This window comes from Mesorhizobium sp. B2-9-1, from assembly GCF_006439455.1.
Lineage (GTDB): Bacteria > Pseudomonadota > Alphaproteobacteria > Rhizobiales > Rhizobiaceae > Mesorhizobium.
On the sequence record NZ_VFTP01000015.1, the window covers coordinates 72,264 to 86,548 of the forward strand.

Consider the following 14,285-nt stretch of genomic DNA (forward strand, 5'->3'; position numbering starts at 1 on the left):
CGGATCATTTGCCGTATCGAAAATCTGTAACGTTTCAGATTCTGGGAGGAGCCGAAATGCGATACAAAATCCTGACTGCCGCCTTTGCCGCGACAGTTGCGCTCAACTTCGCCGGCCCGGCGGCCGCGACCGACCTGGAAGTCACCCATTGGTGGACTTCCGGCGGCGAGGCGGCGGCGGTGGCCGAGCTTGCCAAGGCGTTCGACGCGACGGGCAACCACTGGGTCGACGGCGCCATCGCAGGCTCCGGCGGCACGGCACGGCCGATCATGATCAGCCGCATCACCGGCGGCGATCCAATGGGCGCCACCCAGTTCAACCACGGCCGCCAGGCGGAGGAACTGGTGCAGGCCGGGCTGATGCGCGACCTCACCGATATCGCCACCAAGGACAAGTGGACGGAGATCGTGCGGCCGAAGAGCCTGCTCGATAGCTGCACCATCGACGGCAAGATCTATTGCGTGCCGGTCAACATCCATTCCTGGCAATGGCTGTGGCTGTCCAACGAGGCCTTCCAGAAGGCCGGCCTGCCAGTGCCGAAGGACTGGAACGAACTAGTGGCGGATGCGCCGGCGCTCGAAAAGGCGGGCATCATTCCGCTCGCGGTCGGCGGACAGGCCTGGCAAGCCTCGGGCGCCTTCGACGTGCTGATGGCCGCGACCGGGGGCACCGACACGTTCCTCAAGGTCTACAAGGACAAGGATGCCACCTTCGCGGCAGGCCCGGAGATTGCAAAGGTGTTCAAGGCGGCTGACGACGCCCGCAAGATGGCCAAGAACACCAATGTGCAGGACTGGAACCAGGCCACCAATCTGGTCATCACCGGCAAGGCCGCCGGCCAGATCATGGGCGACTGGGCGCAGGGCGAGTTCCAGGTTGCCGGCAAGACGGCCGGCAAGGACTATACCTGCCTGCCCGGCCTCGGCCTGAACGAAGTCATCGCCACCGGCGGCGACGCCTTCTACTTCCCGCTGCTGAAAGATGCCGACAAGTCCAAGGCCCAGGAGGTGCTGGCCGAGACGCTGCTCGATCCGAAGACGCAAGTCGCCTTCAATCTCAAGAAGGGCTCGCTGCCGGTGCGTGGCGACGTCGACCTCAACGCGGCGAACGACTGCATGAAGAAGGGCCTCGCCATCCTCGCCAAGGGCGCCGTCATGCCGTGGACGGACCAACTGCTTTCGCAGGACAGCCAGAAGCAGAAGGAGGACCTGTTCTCCGAGTTCTTCGCCAAGCCGGACATGACAGTCGAAGAAGCGCAGAAGCGCTTCGCCGCCATCATCGCTTCGGCCGATTGATTTACCGGCGCCCAGCCAGCTCCCGGCCCCTGCCTATCGGGGGTTGGGAGCATGATGTCCTCATTGCCCCAGCCCGGCTGTCCAGATGAGCAATAGCGAACGCCCCAACCAGCTTTTCCGTAACCTCAATGCGAAGATCGCATCGATTCCGATGGTGCTCACCGCGCTTGTGGTGTTCGTCGGCGGCACGGCGTGGACGGTTCTCTACTCCTTCACCAATTCGAAGCTGCTGCCACGGCTCAACTTCGTCGGGCTCGACCAGTATCACCGGTTGTGGGCGACGCCGCGCTGGCTGATCTCGATCGAAAACCTTTTGATCTACGGCGTGATCTCGCTGGTGTTCTCACTGGTGATCGGCTTCGTCCTGGCGGCGCTCCTCGACCAGAAGATCCGCTTCGAAGATACGTTCCGCACCATCTTCCTCTATCCGTTCGCGCTGTCCTTCATCGTCACCGGGCTGGTCTGGCAATGGCTGCTCAACCCGGATTTCGGCATCCAGCGCGTCGTGCGCGATCTCGGCTGGACGAGCTTCAGCTTCGACCCGCTCTATAATTCCAGCATCGTCATCTACGGCATTTCCATCGCCGCGCTCTGGCAGGGCACGGGGCTGATCATGTGCCTGATGCTTGCCGGCCTGCGCGGCATCGACGAAGACATATGGAAGGCCGCGCGGGTGGACGGCATCCCGATGTGGAAGACCTACCTGTTCATCGTCATCCCGATGATGCGGCCGGTCTTCATCACCACGCTGGTCATCATCGCCGCCGGCATCGTCAAGGTCTATGATCTCGTCGTGGCGCAGACCAGCGGCGGGCCGGGCATCGCCTCCGAAGTGCCGGCAAAATACGTCTACGACTACATGTTCTTCGCCCAGAATCTCGGCCAGGGTTTCGCCGCCTCGACCATGATGCTGCTCTCGGTGATGATCGTCATCGTGCCATGGGCCTATCTCGAATTCGGAGGCCGCCGGCGTGGTTGATGTCGCTGCCTCCCCGTCCGATGCGGGCGTCCTTCCGCGCGACGACGCCGGGCCCGCCGGAGCGAAGCCGCGGCATGCGCTCTCGCGCCGCAACATCTTCCTCTACGGCACGCTGATCGTCGTGGCGCTCTATTACCTTTTGCCGCTCTACGTGATGATCGTCACGTCGCTGAAGGGCATGCCGGAAATCCGCCTCGGCAACATCTTCTCGCCGCCGGTGGAAATCACCTTCGAACCCTGGGTGAAAGCCTGGGCGACCGCCTGCACCGGCCTCAACTGCGACGGGCTCTCGCGCGGTTTCTGGAATTCGGTGCGCATCACCGTGCCTTCGGTGCTGCTGTCGATCGCGATCGCATCGGTGAACGGCTATGCCTTGGCCAACTGGCGCTTCAAGGGCGCCGACACCTTCTTCATCATCCTGATCGTCGGTGCCTTCATCCCCTACCAGGTGATGATCTACCCGATCGTCATCATCCTGCGCGAGATCGGCATATACGGCACGCTGACCGGCCTTGTGATCGTGCATTCGATCTTCGGCATGCCGATCCTGACGCTCTTGTTCCGCAACTATTTCACGTCGATGCCGGAGGAACTGTTCCGCGCGGCGCGCGTCGACGGCGCCGGTTTCTGGGGCATTTATCTGCGCATCATGCTGCCGATGTCGCTGCCGATCTTCGTCGTCGCCATCATCCTGCAGGTCACCGGCATCTGGAACGACTTCCTGTTCGGCGTCGTCTACACGCGCCCCGACACCTATCCGATGACGGTGCAGCTCAACAACATCGTCAATTCGGTGCAAGGCGTGAAGGAGTACAATGTCAACATGGCGGCCACCATCCTGACCGGCCTTGTGCCGCTCGTCGTCTATTTCATTTCCGGCAAGCTCTTCGTGCGCGGCATCGCTGCCGGCGCGGTGAAAGGATGATGATGGCAGCGGCAATCGCCAATCCCAGCGTTTCGATCCAGGACCTGTCGCTCAATTTCGGTGTGATGTCGGTGCTGAAGACGCTCAATCTCGACGTCGCCGAGGGCGAGTTCATCGTGCTTCTGGGACCGTCCGGCTGCGGCAAATCCACCTTGCTCAACTGCATCGCCGGCCTGCTCGACATCTCGGAAGGCCGTATCTTCATCAAAGGCAAGAACGTCACCTGGGAGGAGCCGAAGGACCGCGGCATCGGCATGGTCTTCCAGTCCTACGCGCTTTATCCGCAGATGACGGTCGAGAAGAACCTTTCCTTCGGCCTGCGCGTTGCCGGCGTGGCCAAGGACGAGATCGCCAAGCGCATCGCGCGCGCCGCCGAGATCCTGCAGATCGAGCCGCTGTTGCAGCGCAAGCCCTCGGCGCTCTCCGGCGGCCAGCGCCAGCGCGTGGCGATCGGGCGGGCACTGGTGCGCGACGTCGACGTCTTCCTGTTCGACGAGCCGCTCTCCAATCTCGATGCCAAGCTGCGGGCGGAGCTGCGCGTCGAGATCAAGCTGCTGCACCGCAAGCTCGAAAACACTATGATCTACGTCACCCACGACCAGATCGAGGCGATGACGCTCGCCGACCGCATCGCAGTGATGAAGGGCGGCGTCATCCAGCAGCTCGACGCGCCGCAGACCATCTACAACCGCCCGGTCAATCGCTTCGTCGCCGGTTTCCTCGGCTCGCCGGCGATGAATTTTCTCAAAGGGGAGCTGGAGACGGGCGCCACGCCGACGTTCAAGGGCGATGGCGTTTCCGTGCCGCTCGACCGCTATCAGTTCGAGGGCGATGGTGGCCGCACGGCCAAGTCCTGCGTGTTCGGCATCCGGCCCGAGCACATCGCCTTCGGCGAAGCCGCCAAGGCGATGCCGTTTACCGCCGAATCGACCGTCGAGATCGTCGACCCGATGGGGTCCGACACGCTGGTGTGGACGAAGCTCGCCGGCCAGATCATCTCGTTCCGCGTCGAAGCCGACAAGACGCTGCGCAACGGCGAAGCTATCCGCATCGGCTTCGATCCGGCGCGCGCCTCGCTCTTCGACGCTCAAACCGACAGCCGCCTTTAACGCCCAAAACCATCCCCCAAGCAGAACGGACAGGACATGAACTGGTCATTCCAACTCTACAGCGCCCGCAATTTTCAACCATGGAACGGCGTGGTGAAAATGCTCGGCGAGCTCGGCTACAGCCAGGTCGAAGGCTTTGGCGGCGTCTATGACGACCCGAAGGCGTTTCGCGCCGAGCTCGACAAGAACGGGCTTGCGATGCCGACCGGGCATTTCTCGATCGACGCGCTGGAGAACGATTTCGACGGCGTGCGCAAGATCGCCGACGCGCTCGGCATCAAGCTGCTGATCTGCCCCTATCTGATGCCCGATCAGCGCCCGTCCGACGCCGCCGGCTGGCGCGGCTTCGGCGAGCGCCTGGCCAAGGTCGGCGAGACGGCAGAAAAGGCCGGCTACGGCTTTGCCTGGCACAACCACGATTTCGAGTTCAAGGCGCTTGCGGACGGCTCGCTGCCGCAGGATCACATCCTGTCCGCAGCACCCGACATCGGCTGGGAAATGGACGTCGCCTGGGTGGTGCGCGGCGGCGCCGATCCGCTGCCCTGGATCGAGAAGCATGGCAAGCGCATCGTCGCCGTCCACGTCAAGGACATGGCGAAGCCGGGCGAGGGGCTGGACGAGGATGGCTGGTCCGATGTCGGTCACGGCACGATCGACTGGGCGGGCCTGTTCAAGACGTTGCGCGCCAAGAGCGCGGCGCAGTATTTCGTCATGGAGCAGGACAACCCCAACGACATCGAGCGCTATGCCCGCCGCTCGATCGCGGCAACCAAGAGCTGGCAGGAGTAATCGAAATGGCAGACAAACTTGGCATCGGCGTCATCGGCTGCGGCAACATCTCGAAGGCATATTTCTCGCTGGCGCCATTGTTCCGCGGCATCAAGATGCGTGCCTGCGCGGATATCAACATGGAGGCCGCGAAAGCGCGGGCGAAGGAGTTCAAGCTGCGCGCCGAGGGGGTCAACGACCTGCTCAAGGACGACGAGATCGACATCATCGTCAACCTGACGGTTCCGGCGGTGCATTACGAAATCTCCAAAGCGGTGCTCGACGCCGGCAAGCATGTCTATTCGGAAAAGCCTTTCGTGCTGTCGATCGAGGAAGGGCTCGATCTCAAGAAACGGGCCGAGAAGAAGGGTCTGCGCATCGGTTCGGCGCCGGACACGTTTCTCGGCGGCGCGCACCAACTGGCCCGCGATCTCATCGACAGCGGCAAGCTCGGCGCGATCACCAGCGGCACCTGCCATGTGATGGGCCACGGCATGGAGCACTGGCACCCCAATCCGGATTTCTTCTTCCAGCCGGGCGCCGGTCCGGTGCTCGACATCGGGCCATACTATGTCACCAACCTGATCCAGCTGATCGGGCCGGTGAAGCAGGTGGCGGCCTTCGCAACGACGCCGGCCAAGGAGCGCACCATCAGCTCCAAACCGCGGGCGGGTGAAAAGATCCCGGTGAACACGCCGACCACCATCCATGCGCTGCTCGAATTCGCGAATGGCGCGGTGATCACGCTCAACACCAGCTGGGACGTCTGGAGCCATGGCCACGCGCCGATGGAACTCTACGGCGAATTGGGCACCGTCTTCGTGCCGGATCCGAATTTCTTCGGCGGCGATGTACGCTTCACCGACTCGGCCAAGCCGGTAAAGAAGCTGCCCAAGTGGAACCATCCGTTCGGCGTGCCGAACGAGATGCACGGCCAGGGCATGATGGCCAATTACCGCACCGCCGGCCTTGCCGACATGGCAATCGCAATCGCCGAAGGGCGGCCGCATCGCTGCTCGATGGAGCTGGCGCTGCACGCCGTCGATGTGATGACCGGCATCCTGCGCTCGGGCGAAAGCGGCAAATATGTCGCCATGCAGACGACCTGCGAGCGGCCGGCCGCGCTCGGCGTCAAGGACGCGAAGGCGTTGCTGGCGAAGAAAAAGTAAAGCATGCCTCCCGAAAGTGGGAACCGGTTTCGGGGCAAAGACATGCGCAAATCAAAGCCTGAAGCGCAGGGAGCGATCTGAAAGATCGCGACGCGCTTTAGGTGGCAACCCCCTCTCCCCGTTCCGGCGGGGAGAGGGTAAGGGTTAGGGGCAAGCATCGATTCAAATCAGGCTGGCGGTGGTCGCTGCGCCGTTTCGATCCCGAGGATTCCCATGCCCTATGTCGCCGCCGAAAACCGCTACGAGAAGATGATCTATAACCGCTGCGGACGGTCAGGCCTGAAGCTGCCGGCGATCTCGCTCGGGCTGTGGCACAATTTCGGCAACGACACGCCGCACAGGACCAAGCAGGCGATCGTGCGCAAGGCCTTCGACCTCGGCATCACGCATTTCGACCTCGCCAACAATTACGGCCCGCCGCCCGGCTCGGCGGAAACCGCGTTCGGCGAGATCCTGCGCACCGATTTCGCCGCCTACCGCGACGAGATGATCATCTCGACCAAGGCCGGCTACGAGATGTGGGCCGGTCCGTACGGCGAATGGGGCAGCCGCAAATATGTGCTGGCCAGCCTCGACCAGAGCCTCAAACGCATGGGGCTCGACTATGTCGACATCTTCTATTCGCACCGTTTCGATCCCGAGACGCCGCTCGAAGAAACGATGGGCGCGCTCGACCACGCGGTGCGCTCGGGCAAGGCGCTCTATGCCGGCATCTCGTCCTACAATTCGCAGCGCACGCGGGAAGCAGCCGACATTCTGCGCCAGCTCGGCACCCCTTGCCTGATCCACCAGCCGAGCTATTCGATGCTCAACCGCTGGGTCGAGGAGGATGGGCTGCTTGACACGCTGGAGGGGCTCGGCATCGGCTCGATCGTGTTCTCGCCGCTGGCGCAAGGCATGCTGACCGACAAATATCTCGGCGGCATCCCCGAGGGCAGCCGCGCATCCCAGGGCAAGTCTTTGCGACCGGCCTTCATCAACGACAAGTCGATCGCCAACATCAAGGCGCTCAACGCCATTGCCGGCCGCCGCGGACAGACCTTGGCGCAGATGGCGCTGGCCTGGGTGCTGCGCAAAGGCCGCGTGACCACGGCGCTGATCGGCGCCAGCCGGCCGGAACAGGTCGAGGATTGCGTCGGCGCGCTCAAGGCGCTCGAGTTCTCCGACGCCGAGCTCGCCGAGATCGACAGCCACGCCCGCGAGTCCGACATCAACCTCTGGGCGGCTTCGGCCGAGCGCAAGGGGCCGCCGCGCAAGTAGCGATCAGCTGGCGAAACATCCCGTCCGGCGCGCGCCGGAAGGGATGCGCTGCGGAAACAGTGGCAAAATCGCTCGTTCGTCGTTATCTCAGTGGAATTGAAGTCGTTCGCGAGATCTGCCGCGAGCGTCGATTGGGCGAGCAAGATGACGGCAAGAGATGCGCTGACCAAAAACCAGCTCTGCGTGCTCGAGAAGCTCGAGGCGTCCAGCGGGCCGCTCAGCGCCTATACGCTGCTCGACCAGCTGCGCGAGCGCGGTTTCCGCGCGCCGCTGCAGGTCTACCGGGCGCTCGACACACTGGTGAAGTCCGGCTTCGTGCATCGGCTCGAAAGCCTAAACTCCTTCGTCGCCTGCGCCGAGCCGCACGACCACAGCCATTCGATGACGGCCTTCGCCATCTGCGACAATTGCGGCCAGGTGACCGAGATGTCCGACCACGATGTCGGCCACCGGCTGGACGAATGGGTGCGCTCGACGGGATTTGCGGCCAAGAAGGCGGTGATCGAGTTTCGCGGTGTATGCGCCAAGTGTAGGGCGGAGGCGGCGTAAGCCATCACTTCGTCATACTAGGGCGAAGCAAGGAGCGAAGCGACGCGCGCAGACCCTGGTATCCATGCCGTGACATGCACGCGCAGCCACGGCGCAGAATCTGGATCGAAGAGCCTGGCAAGGCTATCCGCAACCGCCGCGTTTTACGGCCTGCGTCACGGCATGGATCCTCGGGTCTTCGCCGCGTCGCTTCGCTCCTTGCTCCGCCCGTGGATGACGAACGAACGTGAGGCGCCTAATGCGCCTCGTCCCAGTTGTTCGCCGCTCGCGCATCGACATGCAGCGGCACCGACATCGAGACCGCCGGCATCGGCGCGTTTTCCATGACGCGGCGCACCACGGGGATCGTCGCCTCGACCTCCGCTTCCACCGTCTCGAAGATCAGCTCGTCGTGGACCTGCAACAGCATGCGGGCCGAGAGCTTCGCCTTCTCCAGCGCTTCTTCCATATGCACCATGGCGCGGCGGATGATGTCGGCGGCGGTTCCCTGGAGCCTGGCGTTGATCGAGGCGCGCTCGTTGAAGGCGCGCACCGACGGGTTGGAAGCCCTTATCTCCGGATAGTGGATGCGGCGGCCGAAGATCGTCTCGACGAAACCGTTCTCGCGCGCATAGGCCTTGGTTTCCTCGATATAGTCCCGGATACCCGGAAAACGCTCGAAATAGCGTTTGATGTAGGCGCCCGCCTCCTCGCGCGGGATCGACAGCTGGTTGGCGAGGCCGAAGGCCGAGATGCCGTAGATGATGCCGAAATTGATCGCCTTGGCGCGGCGGCGCACTTCCGAAGGCATGCCCTCGACCGGCACGTTGAACATTTCCGACGCGGTGATGGCATGAATGTCGGCGCCGTCGGCGAAGGCTTGCTTGAGCTGCGGGATCTCGGCGACATGGGCAAGCACGCGCAATTCGATCTGGCTGTAGTCGGCCGAGACCAGCTTGTGGCCTTTCTCCGCAATGAAGGCGGTCCTGATCTTGCGGCCTTCTGCCGTGCGCACCGGGATGTTCTGCAGATTGGGGTCGGAGGACGACAGGCGCCCGGTGGTGGTCGCTGCCAGCGCATAGGAAGTGTGGACGCGGTTGGTGCCGGGGTTGATGAAACCGGGCAGCGCGTCGGTATAGGTCGATTTCAGCTTGGTGAGCTGGCGCCAGTCGACGATCTTGCGCGGCAGCTCGTGGCCCTCGGCGGCGAGATCTTCCAAAAGCTGTGCCGAGGTCGACCATTGGCCGGTCTTGGTCTTCGAGCCGCCCGGCAGGCCCATCTTGCCGAACAATATGTCGCCGAGCTGTTTCGGTGAGCCGATGTTGATGCGCTCGCCGACGATCCCGTAAATCTCTTCCTCGACGCGAGCCGCGCCTTGAGCCAGCTCGCCGGAGAGCCGCGACAGGATCTGGCGGTCGATCGAGATGCCGCGTTGCTCCATGCGGGCGAGCACCGGCACCAGCGGCCTTTCCAGCCGCTCATAGACGGAAACGAGGCCCTTGGCGGCAAGCCTCGGCTTCAGCACCTGCCAGAGCTGCAGCGCCAGGTCGGCCTGCTCGCCGGCATAGGCGGTCGCGCGTTCGATATCGACCTGATCGAAGCCGATGGCGCTCTTACCCGAGCCGGCGAGTTCCTTCTTCGAGGCCGGCGCGTGGCCGAGCCACTTCTCCGATAGCGAGACGAGGTCGTGACCGCCGGATGTGCCCGCGTCGAGCACGTAGGAGATCAGCATCGTGTCGTCGAACGGGCCGACCTCGATGCCGTGCCGGCTCATCACGACGATGTCGTATTTCATATCCTGGACGATCTTGAGGACCGATCGGTCCTCAAGCAGCGGCTTCAGCAGCGCCAGCGCCTTGCGGACCGGGATCTGGTTCTCCAGCATGCCGCCGCCGAGCAGGTCGCCATTGCCGCTCTTGTGGGCGAGCGGCACATAGACGGCGCGGCCAGGCGCGAGCGCCATGGAAAGGCCGATCAGGTCCGCCCGCATCGGGTCCGACGAGCTGGTCTCGGCGTCGAACGCAAGGACACCGGCCTCGCGGGCTTCGGCTATCCAGGCCTCGAGCGCTGCCGCGTCGCGAATGGGCGCATAGGCCGAAGGGTCGATCTTGCGAGCGGCCGCCTGCTCCAGCCGCAGGGCAGAGAGGAGCGATGGGGTGTCGCCTTGCGGCGGCGCGTCCTCGCCCCTGACCGGCGCAGCCGGTTTTAAAGCATCGTTCGGCGCGGCCGCCGGCCCTGGCACCGGCGGAGCGCCGGCACCGACATCGGGGCCATGCGCGGTATCGGCGCGCTCGATTGTGACGGCGGTGGCCTGGACGTCGCCAATGTCCGTTGCGGTCGCTTCGGCGACGCGTCGGGTCAGCGTGGTGAACTCCATCGTCTTCAGGAAGCCGATCAGCTTCGGGCCATCCGGCGCATGCAGGACAAGGTCGTCCAATCCTTCCCTTAGCGGTACGTCGTTCTTCAACGTCACCAACTCGCGCGAGATGCGCGCCTTGTCGGCATTGGCGATGATGGTCTCGCGGCGCTTGTCCTGCTTGATCTCGGAAGCGCGCGCCAGCAGCCCGTCAAGGTCGCCGAACTGTTCGAGCAATTGCGCCGCGGTTTTCGGGCCAATGCCGGGCACGCCCGGGACGTTGTCGACCGAGTCGCCGGTCAGCGCCTGCAGGTCGATCATCTTTTCGGGCGGCACGCCCCATTTCTCGATCACCTCGGGAATGCCGATCTGGCGATCCTTCATCGGGTCGTACATGCCGACGGTCGGACCGACCAGCTGCATCAGATCCTTGTCGGAAGAGATGATGGTGGTATCGGCGCCGGCTTCGCAAGCCAGCCGGCAGTAAGTCGCGATGATATCGTCGGCTTCAAAACCCTCCGTCTCTATGCAAGGGACATTGAAGGCCGCGGTCGCCTGGCGGATCAGGCCGAATTGCGGGATCAGGTCTTCCGGCGGCGCGGAGCGGTTGGCCTTGTATTCGGGGTAGAGATCGCTGCGGAAGGTTTTCGACGAATAGTCGAAGATGACGGCGAAATGCGTCGGCACCACGCCGACATCGGTGTTGCGGGCGTCCTGCATCAGCTTCCACACCATGTTGCAGAAGCCGAGCACGGCGCTGGTCGGCAGGCCGTCGGATTTGCGGTTGAGCGGCGGCAGCGCGTGGTAGGCGCGGAAAATGTAGCCGGAGCCGTCGACGAGGAAGAGGTGATCGCCTTTTTTCATGCCGGCAGGGATAGCGCGGCCCGGCTTCGCGGTCCATGGCTCAGGCTGTGGAACCCACCGGTTCGGGCAACACCCCTGACACATCCTGTCCGGCTGGAAATTTGCCGCTCACGGGCATGTTACAAAAGTGTAATTTTCGTGCCCTTGAATCGCCATGTTCACGGACCCAAATACACGTCATCGGCAGTTTTTCGCCGAAGTCCGGAGTAAGGCCCGTCCCCCGCCTATCCCGGGCAATTGCGGCAGCCTATCCCCCCTCTCCGGGCTGCCGCATCGTTTCGAGTAAAGTAAAGACCGCCGTGGTTCCCCCTCCACCACGGCGGTTCTTTTTTGCCTTCAGGCAAGCCTTTCCCGCTTGGTCCAATGATCGCGGGCTTTTCGTTTTCGGCATGGCCCTTTAGGGTCTGCCCAAAATCGAAAGGCAAAGCGCATGTCCAGAATCTCCCCCGTCCTCGACCGTCTCGACCAGAATCTCGACCAGAGCCTGGAGCGGCTGTTCGGCCTGCTCGGCATCAGGTCGATCTCCACCGATCCGGCCTTTGCCGCCGATTGCCGCACGGGTGCCGAATGGCTGGTCGCCGAGCTCAAGCTGATCGGGTTCGACGCCAGTATGCGCGATACGCCCGGACATCCGATGGTGGTGGCGCATCACGAGGGACCGGAGGGCGCGCCGCATGTGCTGTTCTACGGCCACTATGACGTCCAGCCGGTCGATCCGATCGAATTGTGGGAAACCGATCCGTTCGCGCCGTCGGTCAAGGAGCTCGAGCCCGGCCGCAAGGTGATCACCGGGCGCGGCTCGGCCGACGACAAGGGGCAGTTGATGACCTTCGTCGAGGCCTGCCGCGCGTGGAAGCAGGTGCATGGCAATCTACCCTGCCGCGTCACCATCCTGTTCGAGGGCGAGGAGGAATCCGGCTCGCCGTCGTTGAAGCCGTTCCTGGAAGCCAACGCCGCCGAGCTGAAGGCTGATTTCGCGCTGGTCTGCGACACCAGTATGTGGAACCGCGAGACGCCGTCGATCTGCGTGTCGCTTCGCGGCATGGTCGGCGAGGAGGTCACCGTCAAGGCGGCCAACCGCGACCTGCATTCGGGCCTATATGGCGGTCCCGCCGCCAATCCGATCCGGATCCTGGCCAAGGTGCTGGCCGATATTCACGATAAGGACGGCCGCGTCACCATTCGAGGCTTCTATGACGGCGTCGAGGAGACGCCTTCGCAGGTGCTGAAATCCTGGGAGGGACTTGGCGAGACGGCCGAGACTTTCCTCGGACCGGTCGGCCTCTCCATTCCGGCCGGCGAAAAGGGCCGCTCGGTGCTCGAGCTCACCTGGGCGCGGCCGACGGCGGAATTCAACGGCATCATCGGCGGTTATACCGGCAAGGGTTTCAAGACGGTGATCGCGGCGCAAGCGTCGGCGAAAGTGTCGTTCCGGCTCGTGCACAAGCAGGACCCGAAGAAGATCCGCGCCGCCTTCCAGGCCTTCGTGCGCGAGCGCATCCCGGCCGATTGCTCGGTCGAATTCCACCCGCATGGCGGCTCGCCGGCGATCCAGCTTTCCTACGATTCGCCGTTCCTGGCCAAGGCCAAGGATGCGCTGTCCGACGAATGGGAGAAGCAGGCGGTCACCACCGGCGGTGGCGGCTCCATTCCCGTGGTCGGCGATTTCCAGACCTATCTCGGCATGGAATCGCTGCTGGTCGGCTTCGGCCTCGACGACGACCGCATTCATTCGCCGAACGAGAAGTATGAGCTGACCTCGTTCCACAAGGGGCAGCGGTCCTGGGCGCGAATTCTCGACGCGCTGACCCGCTGAGCGAAAATCACGAAAGCCCTGAGGTTCAACTTTCTGTTGATTTTTCTCCGGATCGCGGCGAGGACGAATTAGCTACGCGAAATGCTGCGGCGTTGCGAGGATGCGCCACGCCGCAGGCGCGACCCGGAGAAGAGAATGACCGATATCCGTTTCCACAAAAACGATCTGCCCGACCTGTCGCGATACAATGTCGGGGCGGTGGCCATCGACACGGAAACGCTGGGGCTCAACCCGCATCGCGACCGGCTCTGCGTGGTGCAGATTTCGCCCGGCGACGGCAGCGCCGATGTCATCCAGATCGCACCAGGCCAGAAGGAGGCGCCGAATCTCGCCAGCCTGTTGAGAAACAACACGATCACCAAGCTGTTTCACTACGGCCGCTTCGACATCGCCGTGCTCTACCATGCCTTCGGCGTGATGGCCGAGCCGGTGTTCTGCACCAAGATCGCCTCGCGGCTCACCCGCACCTATACCGACCGGCACGGGTTGAAGGATCTCTGCGGCGAACTGCTCGGCATCGGCCTGTCCAAGGTGCAGCAATCCTCCGACTGGGCGGCCGAAACGCTCTCGCCCGAACAGATCGAATATGCCGCCTCGGACGTGCTCTACCTGCACAGGTTGCGCGAGGTGCTGGGCGCGCGCCTGGCGCGCGAGAACCGCACCAAGGAGGCGGACGCCTGCTTCCGTTTCCTGCCGACGCGCGCCAAGCTCGACCTTATGGGCTGGGCTGAGGAAGATATTTTCGCGCATAGTTGAGGGGACGAAGGTCCGTCGACCCTAGCCCGTGGAGAACTGAAATGGCAGAGCGCAAACCGATAGAAAGCGCGCCGAAGGACGGCTCCAAAGTCACGATCATGTGGAAGGACAGCGACGGCGTCGTCAACGAATCCGTCGGGCAATATCGCGACGGCGGCTGGTGGGTCTACACCGACAGCGACACGCAGAAGAAGGTCGATCCGACGAGCTGGCGACCGGCATCCGATGAAGGGGACGACGACCAGTAGGCGAGCCTCGCCCGACAATTTCAGGGCGGGCGCGAGGCTTGGCCGCAACAAGGGGGCGCAATGAGACAGAACACGCTCTATCTCGTCATTGGGGCGCTGGTCGCGGTTGTCATCGCGCTCGGCATCTATGTCTATCGCGAGCAGACCAGGCCGAAAGGCGTCGAGCTCAAGATCGACGACAAGGGCATTTCGATCCAGCAGAATTGACCATG

General features: G+C 63.5%; 13 protein-coding genes. 12 read left to right on the forward strand and 1 reads right to left on the reverse strand.

Features of this window, described 5'->3' with window-relative positions:
* Window positions 1–56: 56 nt before the first annotated feature.
* From FJW05_RS21795 to FJW05_RS21830, 8 genes are all read left to right on the forward strand, one after another.
* Window positions 57–1,295 carry an ABC transporter substrate-binding protein gene (locus FJW05_RS21795; RefSeq protein ID WP_140544555.1) on the forward strand — a complete coding sequence of 413 codons (1,239 nt, stop codon included), beginning with the start codon at window positions 57–59 and terminating at the stop codon, window positions 1,293–1,295.
* An 85-nt stretch (window positions 1,296–1,380) separates the two neighbouring features.
* On the forward strand, window positions 1,381–2,274 hold the full coding sequence (locus FJW05_RS21800; RefSeq protein ID WP_140544557.1) for a sugar ABC transporter permease: 894 nt from the start codon (window positions 1,381–1,383) through the stop codon (window positions 2,272–2,274).
* Complete coding sequence (locus tag FJW05_RS21805) at window positions 2,267–3,199, forward strand: carbohydrate ABC transporter permease (protein ID WP_140544558.1); 933 nt, start codon at window positions 2,267–2,269, stop codon at window positions 3,197–3,199. The genes FJW05_RS21800 and FJW05_RS21805 overlap by 8 nt, the downstream gene beginning before the upstream one ends.
* Complete coding sequence (locus FJW05_RS21810) at window positions 3,199–4,308, forward strand: ABC transporter ATP-binding protein (protein ID WP_181165031.1); 1,110 nt, start codon at window positions 3,199–3,201, stop codon at window positions 4,306–4,308. The genes FJW05_RS21805 and FJW05_RS21810 overlap by 1 nt, the downstream gene beginning before the upstream one ends.
* Before the next feature lie 36 nt (window positions 4,309–4,344).
* Window positions 4,345–5,097, forward strand: a complete 753-nt coding sequence (locus FJW05_RS21815; RefSeq protein ID WP_140635582.1) for a sugar phosphate isomerase/epimerase — start codon at window positions 4,345–4,347, stop codon at window positions 5,095–5,097.
* 5 nt (window positions 5,098–5,102) lie between these two features.
* Window positions 5,103–6,245, forward strand: coding sequence for a Gfo/Idh/MocA family oxidoreductase (locus FJW05_RS21820; RefSeq protein ID WP_140635584.1), 1,143 nt, complete (start codon window positions 5,103–5,105; stop codon window positions 6,243–6,245).
* Between the two features lie 213 nt (window positions 6,246–6,458).
* Window positions 6,459–7,505 (forward strand): L-glyceraldehyde 3-phosphate reductase, encoded by a 1,047-nt coding sequence (mgrA, locus tag FJW05_RS21825; RefSeq protein ID WP_140635586.1) that lies wholly within the window; start codon window positions 6,459–6,461, stop codon window positions 7,503–7,505.
* Window positions 7,506–7,649: 144 nt separating this feature from the next.
* Window positions 7,650–8,054: a Fur family transcriptional regulator gene (locus tag FJW05_RS21830; protein ID WP_042640862.1), complete on the forward strand. Its 405-nt coding sequence runs from the start codon at window positions 7,650–7,652 to the stop codon at window positions 8,052–8,054.
* A gap of 235 nt (window positions 8,055–8,289) precedes the next feature.
* On the opposite strand, the gene polA is transcribed toward FJW05_RS21830, so the two are convergent.
* Complete coding sequence (polA, locus tag FJW05_RS21835; RefSeq protein ID WP_140635587.1) at window positions 8,290–11,253, reverse strand: DNA polymerase I; 2,964 nt, start codon at window positions 11,251–11,253, stop codon at window positions 8,290–8,292.
* 430 nt (window positions 11,254–11,683) lie between these two features.
* Here polA and FJW05_RS21840 point away from each other — a divergent pair, with 430 nt between their 5' ends.
* The 4 genes from FJW05_RS21840 to FJW05_RS21855 all read left to right on the forward strand — a co-directional run bounded on the left by FJW05_RS21840 (window position 11,684) and on the right by FJW05_RS21855 (window position 14,280).
* Window positions 11,684–13,069 (forward strand): M20/M25/M40 family metallo-hydrolase, encoded by a 1,386-nt coding sequence (locus FJW05_RS21840; RefSeq protein WP_140635589.1) that lies wholly within the window; start codon window positions 11,684–11,686, stop codon window positions 13,067–13,069.
* 135 nt (window positions 13,070–13,204) lie between these two features.
* Entirely contained in the window at window positions 13,205–13,825 is a 621-nt protein-coding gene (locus FJW05_RS21845; RefSeq protein WP_140635591.1) for a ribonuclease D, read from the forward strand.
* 41 nt (window positions 13,826–13,866) lie between these two features.
* Window positions 13,867–14,073 carry a hypothetical protein gene (locus FJW05_RS21850; RefSeq protein ID WP_140635593.1) on the forward strand — a complete coding sequence of 69 codons (207 nt, stop codon included), beginning with the start codon at window positions 13,867–13,869 and terminating at the stop codon, window positions 14,071–14,073.
* A gap of 60 nt (window positions 14,074–14,133) precedes the next feature.
* On the forward strand, window positions 14,134–14,280 hold the full coding sequence (locus tag FJW05_RS21855; RefSeq protein WP_140635595.1) for a hypothetical protein: 147 nt from the start codon (window positions 14,134–14,136) through the stop codon (window positions 14,278–14,280).
* The last annotated feature ends 5 nt before the right edge of the window (window positions 14,281–14,285 follow it).

Bases quoted from the DNA above. Each gene is read 5' to 3' on its own strand.
- FJW05_RS21845 (WP_140635591.1), top strand. From the start codon at position 13,205: ATGACCGATATCCGTTTCCACAAAAACGATCTGCCCGACCTGTCGCGA.
- FJW05_RS21840 (WP_140635589.1), top strand. From the start codon at position 11,684: ATGTCCAGAATCTCCCCCGTCCTCGACCGTCTCGACCAGAATCTCGAC.
- FJW05_RS21810 (WP_181165031.1), top strand. From the start codon at position 3,199: ATGATGGCAGCGGCAATCGCCAATCCCAGCGTTTCGATCCAGGACCTG.
- polA (WP_140635587.1), bottom strand. From the start codon at position 11,253: ATGAAAAAAGGCGATCACCTCTTCCTCGTCGACGGCTCCGGCTACATT.
- FJW05_RS21795 (WP_140544555.1), top strand. From the start codon at position 57: ATGCGATACAAAATCCTGACTGCCGCCTTTGCCGCGACAGTTGCGCTC.
- FJW05_RS21830 (WP_042640862.1), top strand. From the start codon at position 7,650: ATGACGGCAAGAGATGCGCTGACCAAAAACCAGCTCTGCGTGCTCGAG.
- FJW05_RS21815 (WP_140635582.1), top strand. From the start codon at position 4,345: ATGAACTGGTCATTCCAACTCTACAGCGCCCGCAATTTTCAACCATGG.
- FJW05_RS21855 (WP_140635595.1), top strand. From the start codon at position 14,134: ATGAGACAGAACACGCTCTATCTCGTCATTGGGGCGCTGGTCGCGGTT.
- FJW05_RS21850 (WP_140635593.1), top strand. From the start codon at position 13,867: ATGGCAGAGCGCAAACCGATAGAAAGCGCGCCGAAGGACGGCTCCAAA.
- FJW05_RS21800 (WP_140544557.1), top strand. From the start codon at position 1,381: ATGAGCAATAGCGAACGCCCCAACCAGCTTTTCCGTAACCTCAATGCG.
- mgrA (WP_140635586.1), top strand. From the start codon at position 6,459: ATGCCCTATGTCGCCGCCGAAAACCGCTACGAGAAGATGATCTATAAC.
- FJW05_RS21820 (WP_140635584.1), top strand. From the start codon at position 5,103: ATGGCAGACAAACTTGGCATCGGCGTCATCGGCTGCGGCAACATCTCG.